Here is a 19,888-nt window from a genome sequence, read left to right as displayed (position 1 = left end):
CGCGCCTTCATGCAGCCCTCCGCTTCCGAAGTTCCTCAAGAAGCCCCCTCCGGCGCCCTCGCCCCCTTGCGTCTTCCGGTGTTCCGCATGTTGTGGAGCGCCTGGCTCACGGCCAACGTGTGCCTGTGGATGAACGACGTGGCCGCGGCCTGGGTCATGACCTCGCTGAGCAGCGATCCCGCCATGGTGGCGCTGGTGCAGTCGGCCTCCACGTTGCCGGTGTTCCTGCTGGGCCTGCCCAGCGGCGCGCTGGCCGACATCGTCAACCGCCGCCACTGGTTCATGTTCACGCAGCTGTGGGTGGCGGTGGTGGGCGTGGTGCTGGCCACCGTGTCCATGGCCGGACAGCTCTCGGCGCCGCTGCTGCTGGCGCTGGTGTTCACCAACGGCATTGGGCTGGCCATGCGCTGGCCGGTGTTCGCGGCCATCGTCCCGGAGATCGTGGGCAAGCGCGAGCTCAGCGCGGCGCTGGCGCTCAACGGCGTGGCCATGAACGCCTCGCGCATCGCCGGCCCCATCGCGGCGGGCGCCATCATCGCCAGCCTGGGCAGCGCCTGGGTGTTCGCGCTCAACGCGGCGCTGTCGCTGGTGGCGAGCTATCTCGTGTGGCGCTGGCGCTACGAGCCGCGGCACTCGGCGCTGCCGGGCGAGCGCTTCGTGGGCGCCATGCGCGTGGGCGTGCAGCACGTGCGCCAGTCGCCGGGCATGCGCGTGGTGCTGCTCCGGGTGTTCGTGTTCTTCCTGCAGGCCACGGCGCTGATCGCGCTGCTGCCGCTGCAGGCCCAGCGCCTGGAAGGCGGCGGCGCGGGGACGTTCACGCTGCTTCTGGCCTGCATGGGTGCGGGCGCCATTGCGGCGGCGCTGTCGCTGCCGCAGTTGCGCGCACGCTGGGACCGCGACCAGCTCGTCGAGTACGGCACGCTCATCAACGCCGCGGCCATGGTGGGCGTGGCGCTGGCGCCCAACGTGTGGGTGGCCGCGCCCACCATGGTGCTGGCCGGCGCGGCGTGGATTTCAGTGGCCAACTCGCTGACCATCACCGCCCAGCTCACGCTGCCCAACTGGGTGCGCGCGCGCGGCATGTCCATCTACCAGATGGCGCTGATGGCGGGCAACGCGGTGGGCGCGGCGCTGTGGGGCTACGTGGCCAGCCACACCGACGTGCGCACCAGCCTGCTGGCCGCCGCGGTCACGGCGGTGGCGATGGTCGCGCTGCTGCGCCGCCACCGGCTGGAATCCCTGCCGCCGGAAGACCTCACGCCGCATCCCGCCAAGATCGAGCCGCCCCCGGCCTTCTACATCCCGCCGGAAGCCGGCCCGGTGATGGTGACCATCGAGTACTTCGTGGCCGAGGACGACGCCGCCGCCTTCACCGAGGTCATGCGCGAGAGCCGCCGCGCGCGGCTGCGCCAAGGCGCGCTGAGCTGGGGCCTGCTGCACGACAGCACCGACCCCACGCGCCACGTCGAGTACTTCCTCGACGAGTCCTGGGTCGAGCACCAGCGGCGCATGGACCGCATCACCGCCTCCGACCGCCAACTGCGCGAGCGCCGCCTGGCCTTCCACCGCGGCGACGCGCCGCCGCGCGTGCGCCGCTACGTGGGCGAGACGATGGCGGACTGACGGCGCGCCGGGCGGCCCTGCTCAGCCGACCGTGGCCTCGTCGCTGCGCGAGTCGCCGCGGTTGTCCACCCAGCGCACCACCAGCCGCTCGCCCTTGGCGCCGCGAAAGCGCAGTTGCAAGTAAGGATCGCGCGACACCGAGGGCCCCAGCCGCGCCTGCAGCACGGTGCGCCCGCCGCACTCGACTTCCAGCCGCTCGATGTGGTGCGCCGGCACCAGCACGCCCGCGGCGTCGCGGCGCTGGCCGCTTTCCATCACGTGGTTCATCAGCAGGCGCAGCTCCACGATGCCGCCGTTCTCCACGGCCCGCATGCGGCTCGGTTGTCCCATGGCTGGTTTCCTTGTCAGCCGGCGCAGCCGCCCTGGATAACGCGCACATCGCGCCGCGCCAGATAAAACCCGTCCGCCGCCCGCACCAGCGCGTGCACGGCGGAGCTTTCGGCCATCTTGAGCCGGGTGGACACGAAGGCCTCGGTGCCGGGCGGCAGTTGGAACACCGCCGACAGCGGCCCCGGGTTGTGCTCCACCAGCAGCGCCACGAGCGTCACGCCCGGCAGCGCCGTGGTGACGGTGAAGGGCACGACCGCGCCGTTCTCGGCCACGTCCGGGCCATCGAGCCGCACCTGGCCCTGCACCGCGGCGCCCTCGCCGCCCAACGCGCGCAGCGCGCCCTTGAAATCACGGCTGTCGAACGCCGCATCCCAGGCCGAGGCCCAGGCGGCGGACTGCGCCTGCGCGTCCACCTCGGTGATCACGCCGGCCAGAACGAACAGGCCCAGCGCCCGCGCCGCGGAGCAAAGGGCCCGCCTGCGTTCCTTGCCGTCCTTGCCGAAATCGCTGGAGATACCTTGTGAAAACAACATCCCACCTTGGTGCGTTTTGACACGGGCCGCCTGCATGGAGCGCGGATACAAAAACGCCCTGGAAACTCCCGGCCGATGAGCCAAAAGCGTTCCAAGGCATTGATGTGAAAAGAAAAATTGGTCGGGGTGAGATGATTCGAACATCCGACCCACTGCTCCCAAAGCAGTTGCGCTACCAGGCTGCGCTACACCCCGAAGAGGGATATTGTAGCCGCCCGCCACGGGGTGTCGCGCCCGGCGGCAGGCGAACGTCGTGGTGATGTCGCCTCGGGGCGACGCCCGCCCCGTCCGCTGGGCCTTATTGCGGCGGCTGCGACAGCACCAGGGTGCCGTCAGCGTCGGCCACGATCCAGTCGCCCGGGCGCACGGGCACGCCCTGAATGGTGACGGGGACGTCGCGCTGGCCCTCGTTGCGCTTCTCGGTGGGCAGCGGCATGGAAGCCAGGGCGCGAATGCCGATGCCGTAGGTGGCGAGCTCGGCCACGTCGCGCACGCAGCCGTCGATGACGACGCCCGCCCAGCCATTTTTCTCGGCCGAGCGGCCCAGGTTGCCGCCCAACAACGCCTTGCGCAGCGAGCCCCCGCCGTCCACCACCAGCACGCAGCCGTTGCCTGGGCTGTCCACGGCGGCCTTGACGAAGGTGTTGTCCTCGAAGCACTTCACCGTCACCGCCGGGCCGCTGAAGGCGGTTTTGCCGCCAAAGTCGCGGAACACCGGCGGCAGCACGCGCAGCGCGTCGCCGGCCTGGGCCTTGCGCTCGTCGCAGATGTCGCAGGTGACGTAGGTTTTCACGGGGTCGATCAAGGGCTCCTCCTGGGGAAAGTTCTGGCGCGCGGCAGCCTAGCATGTGGACATGCGCCAAAAGCTCAGGCGCGCGGCTGCCTTGTCATCCCCGTGTTCGTGGGCACTGGGATTGCCGATAAGGCTTCGTCGGCAATCCCGCCGGCCGATGACTACCAAGGAGTCGACATGACCTCTCAAGACCGCAACCAGAGCCAACAGAACCAGCAAGGCAACCAGCAGGGCCAGCAAGGTCAGCAGGGCCAGAAGCAAGGTCAACAGAGCCAGGACAGCCAGCGCCAGGGCCAGCAAAGCCAGACCGGTGGCATGGGCCAGCAGTCACAGTCGGGCCAGCAGGGCGGGCAGCAGGGCTCGCAGCAAGACCAGCGCAGCGGCCAACAGGATCAGTCGCAGCGCGGCGGCTTGGGTCAGCAAGACCAGTCGAGCCAGCGCCAGGGCCAGCAGGACCAGTCCAGCCAGCGCGGCTCGCAGGCGGGCCAGCAGTCCACCCAACAGGACCGCTCCCAGCAACGCCGCGACGAGTGACGTTGACAGGCTGATGCCCGGCCCGGGGCTGCGGCCCTTGGGTTCAGGTGAAAACAGCGAACGGCCGCAGAAGCGGCCGTTTTTTCTTTTGGGCGGGGCCGTGAGCTGATCAGCCCTTTCCTTTCACTGCCGCCGCCCGTATCTCCGACAAGGTGCTGCGGCTGGTGCTCACGTCCGTATCCAGCTTCAGGTGCAGCAGCATGGGCGGCCCGTCGGACAGCGCCTCAAGCAACGCCGGCTCGAAGGCTTGCGTGCACTCCACCCGCGCCGCGCGCCAGCCGTAGCTGCGCGCCAGGGCGGCGAAATCGGGGTTGAAGAGGTCGCTGCCGCTCACGCGCCCCGGGTAGTGGCGCTCCTGGTGCATGCGGATGGTCCCGTAGCTGCCGTTGTCCACCACGATGCTGACCAGCCGCCCCGCCCCGCGGTTGGCCCCATAGGCCATGGCCGTGGCCATCTCCTGGCTGGTCATCAGGAAGTCGCCGTCCCCCGCCAGGTTGATGGCGGTGCGTTCCGGATACAGCAGCGCCGCCGCCACCGCCGCCGGAAAGCCGTAGCCCATGGCGCCGGCCGTGGGCGCGAGCTGCGTGCGGCCGAAGTGCTGCAGACCGCGGTAGCGCATGTAGCGGTGCAGCCAGCCGCTGTAGTTGCCCGCGCCGTTGGTGTAGAGGCTGTCCGCGGGCGCCAGCCGCTCCAGCGCCAGCACCACCTGCGCCATGTCCAGCGGCGCCACGGCGTGGGGCACGCGGTTGGCCTCCAGGTCGGCGGCGGCGCCGGCGGTCCAGTCGGCCCACGGCAGTTGCGGCGGCGCGGTCAGCGTCTCCAGCGCCTTGCCGGCCGCGGCCAGCGAGCACTGCAGCATCAGGTCGGCCGCGTAGACCCGGCCCAACTCCTCCGCGCCCGCGTGCAGGTGCACCAGCTTCTGCTTGGGCCGGGGCGCTTCGATGAGCGTGTAGCCGCCCGTCGTCATCTCGCCCAAGCGCACGCCCACGGCGATGAGCAGGTCCGAGTCGCGCACCCGCTGCGCCAGCCGCGGGTTGATGGCGATGCCCACGTCGCCCGCGTAGTTGGGATGGCGGTTGTCGAAGGTGTCCTGGAAGCGGAAGCCGCAGCCCACGGGCAAATTCCAGTTCTCGGCAAAGCGCTGCAGCGCCTGCACCGACTCGGCCGTCCAGCCGCTGCCGCCCGCGATCACCAGCGGCTTCCTCGACTGCAGCAGCAGCGTGCGCAACCCGCGCAGCGCCCCCGGCGCGGGCCAGGCCTGCGCCGGCTCCACGCGCGGCAGCACGGGGGCCGTGGCCGGGGCACTCAAGACGTCCTCGGGCAGCGCCAGCACCACCGGCCCCGGCCGCCCCTGCAGGGCCACGTGGAAGGCGCGGGCGACGTACTCGGCCAGCCGCTGCACGTCCTCCACTTCCGCCACCCACTTGGCCATGCCCAAAGTGCCCGGACCGAACACCTGGCGGTAGTCCAGCTCCTGGAAAGCCTCGCGGTCGCGCTGGTCGCGCGCCACCTGGCCCACGAGCAGCAGCAGCGGCGTGCTGTCCTGGAAGGCCGTGTGCACGCCAATGGCCGCGTTGGTGGCGCCGGGGCCGCGGGTGACGAAGCACACGCCCGGGCGGCCGGTGAGCTTGCCCTGCGCCTCGGCCATGAAGGCCGCGCCGCCCTCGTGGCGGCAGGCGACGAAGCGGATGGCCTCGCCGTGCTGGTGAAACCCGTCCAGCGCCGCCAGGAAACTCTCGCCCGGCACGCCGAACACCGTGTCCACGCCCTGCGCCACCAGGGCCTCCACCAGCAGATGGCCGCCCGGGCGGGCGGGCCTGCTCTCAGCGCTTGCGTTCATGCGTGCTGCTCCCCCATGCGTCAGGAAAGAAAAGGCACCCGCCTCGCGCGATTCAAGCGGCACGCGTGCGGATCACCTTCGTTGGCCGCTTCAGGCCGTGGCCTTGGCCGCCGCGCGGCGCGGCGCGATGCGCAGGCCCACGGCGGCGGCCGACAGCACCCCGGCCAGCAGCGCGAGGGCAGAGCCTTGAAAAATGGCGCCGTTCATGTGGTGGTCCATCAGCCAGCCGAAGATGGGCGCGGCCAGGGTGAAGCCCAGGTCCAGCCCCGAATACACGGTGCCGTAGACGCGCCCCGTGGCCCCCGGCGGCGCGGCGCGCTTGATGAGCATGTCGCGCGAGGGCCCGGCCAGGCCCACGCCCAAGCCGGCCAGCGACACCAGCACCAGCGCCCCCATGCCCGGCACCACGCCCGTGCTCACCAGCAACAGCACCGCCGCCGACACCACCAGGCAGGAGCCGATGATCTTCTCCAGCCGCTCGGCCCGCGCCGCCAGGAAGCCGCCGGCCACCATGCCCAGCGCGCCGCAGAGCATGAAGCCCGTCACCACCAGCGAGGTGCGCGACACGGGCAGCCCCGTCATCTCCTGCAGCGCCGGGCTGGCGAAGCTCTGGATGGCGCTGAGCGCGCAGGTCGAGAAGAAGAAGAACGAGAAGCACAGCCACACCGAGGGCAGCTTCAAGAACGCCAGCGGGTGCTCTTCCTTGGCCGGCGCGGCACCGGGCTTGGCGGCGGCCTTCTCGTGGGCCCACGCGCCCTGCCTGTCGTCGATGGCGTCGCGCTGCCACCACAGCAGCAGCATCACGCTGGCCACCACGCAAGCCGCGCCCACCTCGGCCCAACGCCAGGAGCCGGTCAGCTCCGTCAGGCCCAGCAGGAACACCGGCGAGGCCGCCCAACCCAGGTTGCCGCTGATGCCGTGCACCGAGAAGGCATGCCCAAGCCGCTTGGACGACACGCGCTTGTTGAGGATGGTGAAGTCCACCGGGTGGAAAGGCGCGTTGCCCAGGCCGGCCAGCGCCGCGGCCAGCAGCAGGCCGAAGTAGCTGTGGGCCGAGGCGGCCGTCAGCGCCGCCGCCACGAAGCTGGCTAGCGCCGCGAACAGGATGGGCCGCGCCCCCACCCGGTCCACCAGGAAGCCTGACAGTGCCTGCCCAATGCCGGAGATCGCGAAGAACAGCGTCACCGCCAGGCCCAGCTCCGCGTAGGTGAGGCCGAAGTCGCGGATGAAGAAGGGGAACAGCGGCGGCAGCAGCAGGTGGCAGAAGTGCGAGCTGCCGTGGGCCAGGCCCACCAGCGAGATGGTGCGCACGTCGCTTGGGCGGCGGGCAGCCTCCTCGCCGGACGCCTTGATTTCGGGGCGGGTGGAGTTCATTCATGGGATGGTAAACATCCCAAACAGTGGTGACGGGTGTGGGCAGCATGGGCACGGCCCGTGCTGACCCAATCCGTGGGCTACCATCGCGCCCCGAATTCAATCCCCAACATCCAGGCTGCCCAGACAGCCCCCTCCCCCGATCAAGCCATGAGCCAGGTGCTTTTCGACTACACCCGCCAGGACGCTGCGGGCCAAAGCTGCGTTGCCCATGCCTGGGCCAAGGTGCCCGAGGCACTGACCCCGGCGCAGCGTGACGAGCGCAAGGCGCGCGCCGCGGCGCTGCTCAAGCAGCACAACGCCGTGCTGGTGGCGCACTACTACGTGGACGGCGACCTGCAGGACCTGGCGCTGGAGACCGGCGGCTTCGTGGCCGACTCGCTGGAGATGGCCCGCTTCGGCCGCGACCACGAGAGCCAGACGCTGGTGGTGGCCGGCGTTCGCTTCATGGGCGAGAGCGCCAAGATCCTCTCCCCGCACAAGCGCGTGCTCATGCCCGACCTGGACGCGACCTGCTCGCTGGACCTGGGCTGCCCGGCCGACGACTTCTCGCGCTTCTGCGACGCGCACCCCGACCGCAAGGTCGTGGTCTACGCCAACACCAGCGCCGCCGTGAAGGCCCGCGCCGACTGGATGGTCACCAGCTCCTGCGCGCTGGCCATCGTCGAGCACCTCAAGAGCCAGGGCGAAAAGATCCTGTGGGCGCCGGACCGGCACCTGGGCCGCTACATCCAGGAGCAGACCGGCGCCGACATGCTGATGTGGACGGGCGAATGCATCGTCCACGACGAATTCAAGGGCATAGAGCTGGAGCTGCTGAAGAAGCAGCACCCCGACGCCCTGGTGCTGGTGCACCCCGAGTCGCCCAAGAGCGTGGTGGCGCAGGCCGACGTGGTGGGCTCGACCTCGCAGCTCCTCAAAGCCGTGGTGGAAGGCCCGGAGCAGACCTTCATCGTCGCCACCGACAACGGCATCCTGCACCGCATGCGCCAGTTGGCCCCGGGCAAGACGCTGCTGGAGGCCCCCACCGCCGGCAACAGCGCCACGTGCAAGAGCTGCGCGCACTGCCCCTGGATGGCGATGAACGCGCTGCAGGGCGTGATCGACTGCCTGGAACAGGGCGTAGGCGAAATCACCGTGCCGGAACCCATACGCACCCAGGCCGCCGGCTGCATCGAACGCATGCTGGACTTCGTGGCCAAGAACCCGCACGCGCTGGCGCAGCCGCAGCGGGGGTTCGTGAAGAACATCGGCGCGGCCTGACGGTTTTCACTTCTCCTTGATCGACGCCCGGGCGGCTTGGCTGGTCCGGGCGTTTTTTTTATCGGCCCGCCATTTGCCGGGGGCCTGTCGCCCTAAGGTGAGAGAAAACCAAGAGCGAGGAGCCGGCTTGATCAAACGCTTCATCGTCCGCACCCGCCGCCACCCTTCGGCGATTTTGTTGATCGTGCAGATACTGGGCGTGCTGCTGGGCCCGTTCATCGAGGAGGCGCGCTACAGCCACGCGGTCTTCAACATATTCGGCATCGTCGTACTGATACTCACCACGCGCATGGTGCGGCGCACGCCGGGGCTGACGTGGGTCAGCGTCACGATAGCCCTGCCCGTCATCGTCCTGCTGGTATTGCAGGTCACGCATGACATGCCGTTCTTGTTGCCCTGGTCCTCGGCGCTGGAAGCCGGCTTTTATTTTTATGCCGCCGGCAGCCTCATCGCCTACATGATGGCCGACCAGCGCACGACCGTGGACGAGTTATTCGCCTCGGCCGCCACCTTCACACTTTTCGTTTGGGCCTTCACGCATTTGTTCGTGCTGGTGCAGGCGCTGCAGCCGCATGCGTTTTCAGCCGACCTGGCGTCCGTCGCCAAAACCTGGTCGGAATTGAACCACTTGAGTTTCGCCCTCATGTCCAGCACCGGCATGGGCGCCGTGGTGGCAGTATCCGCCCATGCACGCGCCATTGCCAGCGTGGAAATGATGACGGGGGTGATGTACCTCGCCACCGTGGTGGCGAGGCTGATCGGGTTCACGATTCAGCCCAAGAATCCGCGCTGAATCGCACACCCCGTTTTCAGAAGCAGGTTGCCGTCTCGAACTTGCCCGGGATGAGGCCGGGAATTTCTCGCAGCGAGGTCATGCTCTTTTCATCCACCAGGCCCATGAGCTGACGCGTGCCTATGGCGTAGGCATATTGCAGCGTGCCGACCGGAATGATGACTGCGCGGCCCTGCTTCACATGCTCGGGATTGGTGGCGACGAAGCACTGCGGCTTTTGTCCGCTGGTGGTGGCACCGGCCGCCGCGGAATGGCGGCTGGGCTGGTTATGGGCATCCAGCGCGCGCACCGTCCAGGTGTAGCCGGTGCCGAAGGCCAACTCCGACTCCGTGAAATCCGAATTCGGTGCCAGCGTGGTTTTGACCAGGCCGCCGTTGCGATACACCTCGTATTTGCGCGCACCGGGGACGGCACTCCAGGCAATGCGGACGCGAGTATTTCCCAGCACGCTGGCCGTGACGCCGGCCGGCGCGGCCAGCGTGGACAGCGGCTTGCCGCTGCTCAAATGGTCCACCATGGTCTTGACGGCATTCACCTGCAAGCCGGCCTTGGTGGCGTAATTGGACTTGTCGGTATAGCCGAACCAGTCCCAGCAGCCGTTGTATTCCGTGATGCGCGTTTGCGGGAACAGCACCACCATGTTGTTCGTGTCCGCCCAGCGCACGTAGTTCGTGCCCAGCACATATTGCGGGCCGATCTGCGATGCATTCTGGTGACAGCCATGGAACACCACGTGCAGCCTGCACGATTCGCCATTGGCGCAATCCGCGGGCACGTAGGCAAAACCGGAGTCGGCCATATGGCCCAGGTGGGCGCGCGTGCGCTGGGCACCGATTTCGTTCTGGTCGAATTCCACCACGCTGCCCGTGAGCGGGCCATCGTTGCGCGGATTCAGTTTTCCGTAAATATGCGTGAGCAGGTTGCCGGCCAAGTCTATGCCGCACTTGACGATATAGGGCGGCACGCTCAGGGGGCAGGATTCATCCTCCCCGTCCAGCACCATGGCGTGGCCGGCCTGGGATCCGTTGTTCAATACCAGCGGGGCCCGCGTCACGAAATGCCTGTAGAAACTCTCCAGATCCTTCATGACGGCCGGCTTGACCGTGTTGTCGTGCTGGCCGGAGAACATATAGACCGGGCTGGATTGCAAATGGGCCAGCGGGTCCAGTTTGCCGGCAGCAGCCCAGGCTTGCGCGTTCTTGACCAGATGGTCCAGCGGGATGGGCGCGCTGGCACTCATGCAACGGCCCAGCGCGTTATTGACGTCCCCTTCCGCGCAGAACAGCGGCCCGCCGGCCACCACGCCGGCACCGCGCCTGAACGTGGCGGAATGGGCAAAATGCATTTGCACCGCCATGTAGGCACCGGACGACAAACCGGACACCGAGATTTCATTCTTGTCCACGTTGAGCGCCGGCAATTGCGTGCGCTGGGCCCAGGTAGAGGAAACGCAAACCAGCGCCGCGATGGACGCCATGGTTTTCAATTTTTTCAAGATTCTTCCCTGTATTGCATTGAATTCATATGCAGGCCAACCGTTTCCGCCGTGCTGACGGCAGCGGAAGGAAACGACTGCCAAGGCCATGCTTCTGCTCACCCGCGCACCACGTTGTGCGTTGGCATGGCAAAACTAGGCAATGCAAATGACGGGGGGCTTACAGGAAATGGGGAGCGCCATTTCGCTCCGCTTGAATCATGAAGCCGGTACTGGCCGCCTCAGGCAATTTCATCAAATTTCAACAAAATCGGCCGGGACTGCTCTTCTTTGCCGCCGCCATCAATTTTCCTGGCGTGCATGCCGCTGCGCGCTTCCACCTTCCAAAGGAAGATTTGCCCATTGCGACCCGAATTTCTCAATTCCTGGCGCATGCGGTCGAACTCGGTTTCCGCCTGGTCGGGTGTTTTAAAGGCGTATTGAAGGCCGCCGTGGCCGGACGGCGCGCTGACCTCCACGACATACCAATCGCGCAACGGCTTCATCAGCCAGAAGCACAGGCCGGCCAGCACGATGATGAGCAGCAATTCCACGGGACGTTTCCTCAATGCGTTGGGCCGTGCACGGATGCTGCGGGCGCTTCAGGCACCCTGGCAGGCAACCTGACCTTGACCAGTTTGCCGCTGGGCGAAAGCACGAAGCTCACGTCCGCGGCGCGGCTGCCGTGAACGGCATCCTTTGGAAACGTCACCAGGCCCGGGCGCACAAGCTGGATGCACATAGCGCCAACTGCAAAAATTCGGGCCATCGTGTACTGCCGACTGCGTGAACTACATCAGGCAATATCGGCAGTTTATGGAAAAAACTTGAGGATTTTTTTCAAGCCTTGATATTGAGACCCAAAGCCCGATACAGGAGCTCCATATTGGAATTGCAATGCGAGACGTCTTGGTGGCTGGTATCCACGAACAGAATGTCAAACTGATTGCACTGATCGCGCAAATCCCGGCTCAAGTCTATCCACCGGTTGATCTGCTTGAGCAGCTTTTCGTCCTCGTCAACTTCCCCGCCTTCCTGCGAGGACGCGGCAGCATAAGTCTTGAGCTGCTGCAGCTTTTCCTGTGGATCGGCCTCGGGATAACCAAAGAATACCGCCGAGGTATTGGCCGCCAATTGGGACACGTCCTTGGGCCTGATGAAATGCCCTTCGACGATGTGGCTGCCGCGGCCAGCCACGCCGGCGTGGTGCAGGTATCGGTTCAGGAAGGGAATGAAAGCTTCGCACAGCTCGTCGAAGCTTTTGCCCTTTTGGGCCACTGCCGTTTCAGGGAAACAGTCGCGCAGCGCCAGAATGAGGCTGTCCGTACCCAGATAGGGAAAACCAGTGCGGCGGGACAAGGCATCCGCCACCAGCGTTTTGCCGGTGCGCATCGCGCCACCGATGATGATGTTCATGAATATCTCCTGGCCCTTTCAGGCCGCGGCCTGCCGCCTGTTTTCAGCATCACCGGCCCAGTTTAGCGCCTGGGCCGGCCGCCTGATTGATAAGGATCACTTGCGGCGGTGATCGCCAATCAGCACCGTCGGGAAACTGACCGGCAGGGTATAGGGATAATCCCGCGAGAAATGCAGGCCGCGAGATTCGTGGCGCTTGAGGGCCGAGCGCACGATCAATTCGGCACATTCCACGAGGTTGCGCAATTCGAGCAGGTCGCGCGTGACGCGGAAATGGGCGTAATACTCGTCGATTTCGCTGCGCAGCAAATGGATGCGGTGCAGCGCGCGCTCCAGGCGCTTATTGGTCCGGACGATGCCCACGTAATTCCACATCACCAGGCGCAATTCATCCCAGTTGTGGCTGATGACGACCTGCTCGTCGGCGTTTTCCACCTGGCTTTCGTCCCAGGCGGGCAGCGCGGGCAGGGTTTCCGGCGCGTCCTGCTCGATGCGCTCGGCGCAGGTGCGGCCCACCACCACGCACTCCAGCAGCGAGTTGCTGGCCAGGCGATTGGCGCCGTGCAGGCCGGTGTAGGTGGTCTCGCCCACGGCGAAGAGGCCGGGCATGTCGGTGCGGCCGTCCAGGTCCGTGACCACGCCGCCGCAGGTGTAGTGCGCGGCGGGCACCACGGGGATGGGCTGCCGGGTGATGTCTATGCCCAGGCTCAGCAGCCGGGCGTAGATGGTCGGGAAGTGCTCCTTGAGGAAGCTCTCGCCCAGGTGCGTGGCGTCCAGCCAGACGTGGTCCAGGCCGTGCTTCTTCATCTCGAAGTCGATGGCGCGGGCCACCACGTCGCGCGGCGCCAGCTCCAGCCGCGGGTCGTGCGCCGCCATGAAGCGGGTGCCGTCGGGCAGCTTCAGGTGTCCGCCCTCCCCGCGCAGCGCCTCGGTGATGAGGAAGGTGCGGTCCTGCGGGTGGTACAGGCAGGTCGGGTGGAACTGGATGAACTCCATGTTCCCCACGCGGCAGCCCGCGCGCCAGGCCATGGCGATGCCGTCGCCCGTGGCCGTCTCGGGGTTGCTGGTGTAGCGGTAGACCTTGCCCACGCCGCCGGTGGCCAGCACCACGGCAGAGGCTTGCAGCGTCTCCACGCGCTGCGTGTCGATGTCCAGGGCATAGATGCCGTAGCAGCGGGCGGGCTCGTCGCGCTTGAGGTGGCGCGAGGTGATGAGGTCCAGCGCCATCCAGCGCTCGCGCACGGTGATGTTGGGATGCTTGCGGATCTGGGCCAGCAGCGCGTCGTGTATGGCCTGCCCCGTGGCGTCGGCCGCGTGGGCGATGCGGCGCACGGCGTGGCCGCCTTCGCGCGTGAGGTGCAGGCCCAGCGGGCCTTCGGGGTCCGGCGAGAAGGGCACGCCCTGCTGGACCAGCCATTCGACGGCGCGGGCGCTGTTCTCGGCGATGAAGCGGGCGGTGTGCTCGTCCACCAGGCCGGCGCCGGCTTCCTGGGTGTCGTGCACGTGGCTCTCGATGCTGTCGTCCTTGCCCAGCACGCCGACGATGCCGCCCTGCGCCCACGCGGTGGCGGCTTCATGGATGTCGCGCTTGGCCAGCACCACTACCGGGCGCGTTTGCGCCAGGTGCAGCGCCACCGCCAGCCCGGCCAGGCCGGCGCCCACGATGACGACGGGAGCGGACGGGGCATCGAAAGAGGTGTTCATCACGCACTGCGGGTGTTGCAAAGAGGGTCGATTCTACGAAGCGCCCCGGGGGTGGCCGTCAGCACAACCCACAGCAAATGCTTCGTGGAGAGGCGAGGGCCAAGCGCCGCGCAAGAAAAAGGGCCGGTTGCCCGGCCCTTCCCTGTCGGCGTCGGCGCGCTGCCTCAGTGCACCGTGCGCCCAAAGCTGAACTCGCCCGCCTCGTTCACGTCCACCGGGATCACGTCCTTGGGGCCGAAGCGGCCTTCCAGGATGAGCTTGGCCACCGGGTTCTCGATGCGGCTCTGGATGGCGCGCTTGAGCGGCCGCGCGCCGAACACCGGATCGAACCCCGCCTTGGCCACCTCGCCCAGCGCCGCGGGCGAAACGTCCAGCCGCATGTCCATCCGCTCCAGCCGCTGCTCCAGCGCCTTGAGCTGGATCTTCGCAATCGACTCGATGTGCTTCTGGTCCAGCGCGTGGAACACCACCGTCTCGTCGATGCGGTTGAGGAACTCCGGCCGGAAGTGCGTCTTCACCTCCGCCCACACCGCCTCGCGGATCAACGCCGGGTCCTGCCCCGCCATCTGCATGATCAGGTGCGAGCCCAGGTTGCTGGTCATCACGATCACGGCGTTCTTGAAGTCCACGGTGCGGCCCTGGCCGTCGGTGAGGCGGCCATCGTCGAGCACCTGCAGCAGCACGTTGAACACGTCCGGGTGCGCCTTCTCCACCTCGTCCAGCAGGATCACGGAGTACGGCTTGCGGCGCACGGCCTCCGTGAGGTAGCCGCCCTCGTCATAGCCCACGTAGCCCGGCGGCGCGCCGATGAGGCGGCTCACGGAGTGCTTCTCCATGAACTCGCTCATGTCGATGCGCACCATGTGGTCGGCGCTGTCGAACAGGAAGGTGGCCAGCGCCTTGCACAGCTCGGTCTTGCCCACGCCGGTGGGGCCCAGGAAGAGGAAGCTGCCCAGCGGCCGGTTGGGGTCCGAGAGGCCCGCGCGCGAGCGGCGGATGGCGTCCGCCACGGCGCGGATGGCCTCGTCCTGGCCCACCACGCGCTCGTGCAGCTTGTCTTCCATCTGCAGCAGCTTGTCGCGCTCGCCCTGCATGAGCTTGGAGACGGGGATGCCCGTGGCGCGGGCCACCACGTCCGCGATCTCCTCGGCGCCCACCATGGTGCGCAGCAGCTTGGGGCCGGAGCCGGCGGCCTTGCCGGCCTCCTTGGCCTGCGCGTCCGACAAGCGCTTTTCCAGCTCCGGCAGCTTGCCGTACTGCAGCTCGGCCACCTTGTTGAAGTCGCCCTTGCGCTTGAGCTCCTCGATCTGGAAGCGGATCTTGTCGATCTCCTCCTTGACCTGCGCCGAGCCCTGGGCGGTGGCCTTCTCGGCCTTCCACAGCTCTTCGAGGTCGGCGTACTCGCGCTCCAGGCGCTGGATTTCGTCCTCGATCAGGCCCAGGCGGCGCTGCGAGGCCTCGTCCTTTTCCTTCTTGACGGCCTCGCGCTCGATCTTGAGCTGGATGAGGCGGCGGTCCAGCCGGTCCATGGCCTCGGGCTTGGAGTCGATCTCGATCTTGATCTTGGCCGCGGCCTCGTCGATGAGGTCGATGGCCTTGTCCGGCAGGAAGCGGTCGGTGATGTAGCGGTGCGAGAGCTCGGCCGCGGCGACGATGGCCGGGTCGGTGATCTCCACGCCGTGGTGCACCTCGTACTTCTCCTGCAGGCCGCGCAGGATGGCAATCGTCGCCTCCACCGACGGTTCCTCCACCAGCACCTTCTGGAAGCGGCGCTCCAGGGCGGCGTCCTTCTCGATGTACTTGCGGTACTCGTCCAGCGTGGTGGCGCCTATGCAGTGCAGCTCGCCGCGGGCCAGCGCCGGCTTGAGCATGTTGCCGGCGTCGATGGCGCCCTCGGCCTTGCCCGCGCCCACCATGGTGTGCAGCTCGTCGATGAACAGGATGATGCGGCCCTCGTCGGCGGCGACTTCCTTGAGCACGGCCTTCAGGCGCTCCTCGAACTCGCCGCGGTACTTGGCGCCGGCCAGCAGCCCGGCCATGTCCAGCACCAGCACGCGCTTGTCGCGCAGGGAGTCCGGCACCTCGCCGCTGACGATGCGCTGCGCCAGCCCTTCCACAATGGCCGTCTTGCCCACGCCGGGCTCGCCGATGAGCACGGGGTTGTTCTTGCTGCGGCGCTGCAGCACCTGGATGGCGCGGCGGATCTCGTCGTCGCGGCCGATCACCGGGTCGAGCTTGCCCTGGCGGGCGCGGTCGGTGAGGTCCAGCGTGTATTTCTTGAGCGCCTCGCGCTGGCCTTCGGCCTCGGCGGAGTCCACCTTGGCGCCGCCGCGCACGGCGTCGATCGCGGCCTCCAGCGACTTGCGCGTGAGGCCATGGCCGCGAACGATGGCGCCCAGGTCCGTCTTGGAGTCCGAGAGCGCCAGCAGGAACATTTCGCTGGCGATGAACTGGTCGCCGCGCTTGCTGGCTTCCTTCTCCGCGGACTGCAGCAGCGAGACGAGGTCGCGCCCGGGCTGCACCTGGCCGCCGCCGCCCTGCACCTGGGGCAGGTTGCGCATGGCGGTGTCCATGGCGGTCTTGAGCCCGGCCGTGTTGGCGCCGGCGCGGTCCAGCAGCGCCTTGGGGCCATCCGGCTGCGCCAGCATCGCCGCCAGCAGGTGGGCGGGCTCGATGTAGGGGTTGTCCTGGGTGACGGCCAGGCTCTGCGCCTCGGCCAGGGCTTGCTGGAAAGCGGTGGTGAGCTTGTCGATTCGCATGGAATGAATCCTCCGTTGCGCAACGAGGTTGGGCGGCGTGGAGCGATTTCAAGGCCGGCGCCAGGGTTTCACGCAGCGCGGTTTGCGATGGAACCAGCGGCACGGCGCGTGCCGCCCGGGGCCTTCCTGCCGGCTTCAGCCGTCTATCGCTTCCTCGTCCTCGCCGGCCCAGTACAGGCTGTCGCGGCCGAGCTGGTCCAGGCAGAGCTCGGCCGTCCACGGCAGCATCACGGCCCCGCAGCGCGCGTCGCGCAGCAGCCGCTCCAGCGGCAGGTTCTTGGTGAGCGCCTGGCCGCCGCAGGTGCGCAGCGCGAGCTGGCAGATCTCGGCCGACTGCTCCACCACCGTGTGCTGCGCCGCGAGCAGGCGCAGCCGGGCGTGGCGGTCGGGGTCCGGCCCGGCTTCGGCCAGGCACGCCAGCAGCAGCGCGCGCATCTGCTCCAGCTTCAGCCGCATCTGCGCCACGGCGAACTGCTTGGTGGGGTACATGCGCCGCTGCACCGGCGGCAGCCCCGGCACCTCGCCGCACAGGTAGCGCACGGTGAAGTCGTGCGCCGCCTGCGCCAGGCCGAGATACGGCGGGCTGGTCATCAAAAACATCGCCGGCCAGCGGGCGGCGGCCTGGCAGTACAGGCCCTCGGGCAGCACCCGGTCGCCATCCGGGACGAACACGTCGTGGAACTCCAGCGTGCGGCTGACGGTGCCGCGCATGCCCAGCGGGTTCCACTCGCCGCTCACGCGCAAGCCCGGCGCGTCGCTGGGCACGGCCAGGAAGAGCGCATCGGCCTGCGTCGCGGCCGGGCGCTGCAGCGTGCACAGCAGGCCGTGCACGTCGGCCTCGCCGGCCATGGAGGCGAACACCTTGCGGCCGCTGACCACGTAGCCGCCCTCCACGCGCCGCGCCACGGTGGACCACGGCGCCTTGCCGGCGTCGGCCGCGCCGCCTTCGGAAATGGTCTGCGCCCACACCTGGCCCTCGCGGGCGATGGCCGACTCGTGCCGCGCGCGCGCCGCCTCGTGCGCGGCGCGCTGGGCGCCGGTCATGGACAGGGAGTCCCCCACCAGCCCGCTCCAGAGCGTGTTGCTCACGTGCAAGCTGAAGCACAGCGCCGTGGCGCCGCACCAGCGGCCCAGCTCGGCCGCGACCAGGCCGCAACCCAGCAGGTCGGCCCCGGCGCCGCCGTGGCGCGGGTCCACGGCCAGCGAGAGCAGCCCGGCCGCATGCAAGTCGCGGAAGTTCTCGCGCGGAAAGCTGGCCTGCGCGTCGTGCGCGGGCGCGCGGGCCGCGAAGCGCGGGCCCAGCTCGGCCGCCTGCGCCACCCAGGCGCGCTGCGCCGGGGTCAGGCGCGAGGCATCGCCCGCGATGTGCGCGTCATCAGCCGCGCTGCGTGATGTATCCATCTTCGACCTCCTCCACGTCGCGCCTGCTGCAGGAGGCGCCGCATCAAAGAATCTCGCCCAACAGGTGGTAGCGCCCGCCGTGGAACAGCAGCGGCGGCAGCACCGCGTCAGCCAGCCGCAGCACGCGGCCGACGAAGAGCACATGGTCGCCCGCCTCCTGGGCCGACACGCGCTCGCACTCGAACACCGCCGTGCTGCCGCCCAGCACCGGCGCGCCGCCCAGGCCGTCGCTCCACTGGCCGGCGCCGAACTTGTCCGGCTCCTTGCCGCTGGAGAAGCGGCGCGAGAGGTCGATCTGCGCCTCGGCCAGCACGTTGATGGCGAAGTGGGCACTGTGCTGGAAGGCCGCGAGGCTGGCGCTGGCCTGGCGCAGCGACCACAGCACCAGCGGCGGCTCCAGCGACAGCGCGCTGAAGGAGTTGGCGGTGAGGCCCACGCGCTCGCCGTTGGCCGGATCGACGCAGGTGATGATGGCCACGCCCGTGGCGAAGCGCCCAAGCGCGCCGCGCAGCGCCTGCGGCGTGATGTCCACGGCGCCGGCGATTTCAACCGCCAGCGGCGTGCCGGGCAGCTCGGCGGCAGTGGTGGCGGCGGCCGGCACGGACGGGACAGCGGGCGCCACGGCGGCGTCGGCCACCGGGGTCGTGGAGGAGTTGGCGGATGCAGTCATGGAATCTCAGGCCTTCACCATCCAGCGCGCCAGCGCGTGGCCCAGGGCCGTGCAGGCCAGCGCGCCCATCACATGGGCGAAGGAATGCAAGGCGGCCATGCCCAGCCGCCCGGCCAGCAGCAGCGACAGCGACTCGGCCGAGAAGGCGGAAAACGTGGTGAAGCCGCCCAGGAAGCCGGTGACCAGCAGCAGCCGCGCCATCTCGTTGGGCGCGCGGGCGAACACGGCCAGCGACACGCCTATGAGCAGCCCGCCCAAGCAGTTCACCGCCAGGGTGCCCAGCGCGAAGCCGGACCAGGCGTTGTTGAGCCAGAGCGACGTGAGCCAGCGCGCCACCGCGCCCGCGGCCGCGCCGACTGCGACGGCCAGCACTTGGGCCAGGGAGATCGCGGGGAAGACCATCGGTGCGCCGGCCCCGCCTCAGGCCGCCGCGGCGTTGCCGGCGCTGATGCCCCAGCGCGCGAGCGCCTGGTCGTCGCTGACGCGGGCATCGACCCAGCGCGCGCCCGCGGGCGTGTGCTCCTTCTTCCAGAACGGGGCCTGGGTCTTGAGGTAGTCCATGAGGAACTCGCAGGCCTGGAAGGCCTGGCCGCGGTGGGCGGACGTGACGGCCACGAACACGATCTGGTCCAGCGGTTGAAGCGCGCCCACGCGGTGGATGACGCGCGCGGCGCGGATGTCGAAGCGCCTGAAGGCTTCATCGACCATGGCTTCTATGGAGCTTTCGGTCATGCCGGGGTAGTGCTCCAGCTCCATGAGGCTCACGCCCGCGCCGTCGCTGACCTCGCGCACCGTGCCCACGAAGCTGACCACCGCGCCCACGCCGGGGTCGCCCTCGCGCAGGCGCTGGACCTCGGCGCCGAGGTCGAAGTCTTCGGCCTGGATCAGGACGCGGGGCGTGGTGCTGCTGTTGGAAGCCATGGCGGGATTGTCGCACCGCGTTTTAGGGGGTGACTGGGCGAAAAGCGGCAAACGGCAGCCCTGCGGCGACAGTGCGGCGGCGGCCTGGCCCGCCGCCTGGCGGCGGTTGTTGCGCGGCCAGTTCCCTACTCCACGCCTTCCCGCGGCTGCCGGCACAGCGCGTGGCTGCGCCAGGCGTCCTTGGCGCACTGCTCGCGCATGCAGCGCTCCAGCGCCGACTTCGCCTGCGACACGCAGGCCGCCAGCGGCGTGGGCGGCAGGCTCGCCAGCAGCGTGTCCGGCGCGGCACCGGCCTGCGCCGGGGCGGCGTCGCCACCACGGCCCCCCTCCGGCTCACGGTGCGGCGGCACGCGGTGCGGCTGGGCACCGGCGGCCTGCCGGCCCTCGCCCTCCGGTGCGGTTGCCTGCGCAACGGCGGCGGCCGAGCGCGGCGCGGAGAGCGCCGTCGCACCCGCCGCAC

Annotated in this window: 19 protein-coding genes and 1 tRNA gene; 4 read left to right on the top strand and 16 right to left on the bottom strand. The window is 68.7% G+C overall.

What is annotated here, in order from left to right; genetic code table 11:
• Positions 1-9: 9 nt before the first annotated feature.
• Positions 10-1,623 (top strand): MFS transporter, encoded by a 1,614-nt coding sequence (locus tag ALA01S_RS09665; protein WP_066335309.1) that lies wholly within the window; start codon positions 10-12, stop codon positions 1,621-1,623.
• Positions 1,624-1,644: 21 nt separating this feature from the next.
• On the opposite strand, the gene soxZ is transcribed toward ALA01S_RS09665, so the two are convergent.
• The 4 genes from soxZ to rraA all read right to left on the bottom strand — a co-directional run bounded on the left by soxZ (position 1,645) and on the right by rraA (position 3,291).
• On the bottom strand, positions 1,645-1,953 hold the full coding sequence (soxZ, locus tag ALA01S_RS09660; RefSeq protein WP_066335307.1) for a thiosulfate oxidation carrier complex protein SoxZ: 309 nt from the start codon (positions 1,951-1,953) through the stop codon (positions 1,645-1,647).
• Positions 1,954-1,967: 14 nt separating this feature from the next.
• Entirely contained in the window at positions 1,968-2,486 is a 519-nt protein-coding gene (locus tag ALA01S_RS09655; protein WP_066335302.1) for a thiosulfate oxidation carrier protein SoxY, read from the bottom strand.
• Between the two features lie 118 nt (positions 2,487-2,604).
• Positions 2,605-2,681, bottom strand: a tRNA-Pro gene (locus ALA01S_RS09650).
• Between the two features lie 103 nt (positions 2,682-2,784).
• Positions 2,785-3,291: a ribonuclease E activity regulator RraA gene (gene rraA, locus ALA01S_RS09645; protein WP_066335301.1), complete on the bottom strand. Its 507-nt coding sequence runs from the start codon at positions 3,289-3,291 to the stop codon at positions 2,785-2,787.
• 165 nt (positions 3,292-3,456) lie between these two features.
• On the opposite strand from rraA, the gene ALA01S_RS09640 reads away from it, so the two are divergent.
• A complete protein-coding gene (locus ALA01S_RS09640; protein ID WP_066335298.1) occupies positions 3,457-3,813 on the top strand; it encodes a hypothetical protein in 357 nt (118 codons plus the stop codon).
• Positions 3,814-3,922: 109 nt separating this feature from the next.
• Here ALA01S_RS09640 and ALA01S_RS09635 read toward each other — a convergent pair whose 3' ends face one another.
• Positions 3,923-5,653 (bottom strand): thiamine pyrophosphate-binding protein, encoded by a 1,731-nt coding sequence (locus ALA01S_RS09635; protein ID WP_066335297.1) that lies wholly within the window; start codon positions 5,651-5,653, stop codon positions 3,923-3,925.
• A 90-nt stretch (positions 5,654-5,743) separates the two neighbouring features.
• Positions 5,744-7,027, bottom strand: coding sequence for an MFS transporter (locus ALA01S_RS09630; protein ID WP_066335292.1), 1,284 nt, complete (start codon positions 7,025-7,027; stop codon positions 5,744-5,746).
• Positions 7,028-7,177: 150 nt separating this feature from the next.
• Between ALA01S_RS09630 and nadA the strand changes: the two genes are divergently transcribed.
• Positions 7,178-8,290 carry a quinolinate synthase NadA gene (nadA, locus tag ALA01S_RS09625; RefSeq protein ID WP_066335290.1) on the top strand — a complete coding sequence of 371 codons (1,113 nt, stop codon included), beginning with the start codon at positions 7,178-7,180 and terminating at the stop codon, positions 8,288-8,290.
• A gap of 16 nt (positions 8,291-8,306) precedes the next feature.
• Entirely contained in the window at positions 8,307-9,083 is a 777-nt protein-coding gene (locus ALA01S_RS09620) for a two pore domain potassium channel family protein (protein WP_238455746.1), read from the top strand.
• Between the two features lie 16 nt (positions 9,084-9,099).
• Here the strand turns inward: ALA01S_RS09620 and ALA01S_RS09615 are convergent, their stop codons facing one another.
• The 10 genes from ALA01S_RS09615 to ALA01S_RS33930 all read right to left on the bottom strand — a co-directional run.
• Entirely contained in the window at positions 9,100-10,662 is a 1,563-nt protein-coding gene (locus tag ALA01S_RS09615; RefSeq protein ID WP_169805887.1) for an extracellular catalytic domain type 2 short-chain-length polyhydroxyalkanoate depolymerase, read from the bottom strand.
• A gap of 137 nt (positions 10,663-10,799) precedes the next feature.
• Positions 10,800-11,111 (bottom strand): hypothetical protein, encoded by a 312-nt coding sequence (locus ALA01S_RS09610; protein WP_066335288.1) that lies wholly within the window; start codon positions 11,109-11,111, stop codon positions 10,800-10,802.
• A gap of 286 nt (positions 11,112-11,397) precedes the next feature.
• On the bottom strand, positions 11,398-11,973 hold the full coding sequence (locus ALA01S_RS09605; RefSeq protein WP_066335285.1) for a nucleoside/nucleotide kinase family protein: 576 nt from the start codon (positions 11,971-11,973) through the stop codon (positions 11,398-11,400).
• Between the two features lie 96 nt (positions 11,974-12,069).
• Positions 12,070-13,677, bottom strand: coding sequence for an L-aspartate oxidase (gene nadB, locus ALA01S_RS09600; RefSeq protein WP_066335284.1), 1,608 nt, complete (start codon positions 13,675-13,677; stop codon positions 12,070-12,072).
• A 164-nt stretch (positions 13,678-13,841) separates the two neighbouring features.
• Positions 13,842-16,436 (bottom strand): ATP-dependent chaperone ClpB, encoded by a 2,595-nt coding sequence (gene clpB, locus ALA01S_RS09595; RefSeq protein WP_066335282.1) that lies wholly within the window; start codon positions 16,434-16,436, stop codon positions 13,842-13,844.
• 135 nt (positions 16,437-16,571) lie between these two features.
• Entirely contained in the window at positions 16,572-17,837 is a 1,266-nt protein-coding gene (locus ALA01S_RS09590; RefSeq protein WP_066335281.1) for an acyl-CoA dehydrogenase family protein, read from the bottom strand.
• A 43-nt stretch (positions 17,838-17,880) separates the two neighbouring features.
• A complete protein-coding gene (locus ALA01S_RS09585) occupies positions 17,881-18,507 on the bottom strand; it encodes a flavin reductase family protein (RefSeq protein ID WP_084267391.1) in 627 nt (208 codons plus the stop codon).
• A gap of 6 nt (positions 18,508-18,513) precedes the next feature.
• Positions 18,514-18,909: a fluoride efflux transporter CrcB gene (gene crcB, locus ALA01S_RS09580; RefSeq protein WP_066335278.1), complete on the bottom strand. Its 396-nt coding sequence runs from the start codon at positions 18,907-18,909 to the stop codon at positions 18,514-18,516.
• Between the two features lie 18 nt (positions 18,910-18,927).
• Positions 18,928-19,428, bottom strand: a complete 501-nt coding sequence (locus ALA01S_RS09575; RefSeq protein WP_066335276.1) for a molybdenum cofactor biosynthesis protein MoaE — start codon at positions 19,426-19,428, stop codon at positions 18,928-18,930.
• A gap of 125 nt (positions 19,429-19,553) precedes the next feature.
• Positions 19,554-19,888: hypothetical protein (locus ALA01S_RS33930; protein ID WP_373862986.1), on the bottom strand; the 335-nt coding region annotated here is incomplete at its 5' end.

Origin of the sequence: Azohydromonas lata NBRC 102462 (genome assembly GCF_001571085.1) — a bacterium.
Classification (GTDB): Bacteria; Pseudomonadota; Gammaproteobacteria; order Burkholderiales; family Burkholderiaceae_C; genus Azohydromonas; species Azohydromonas lata.
Note: the sequence above shows the minus strand (reverse complement) of the source record. Positions and strands in the feature narration are given on the sequence as shown.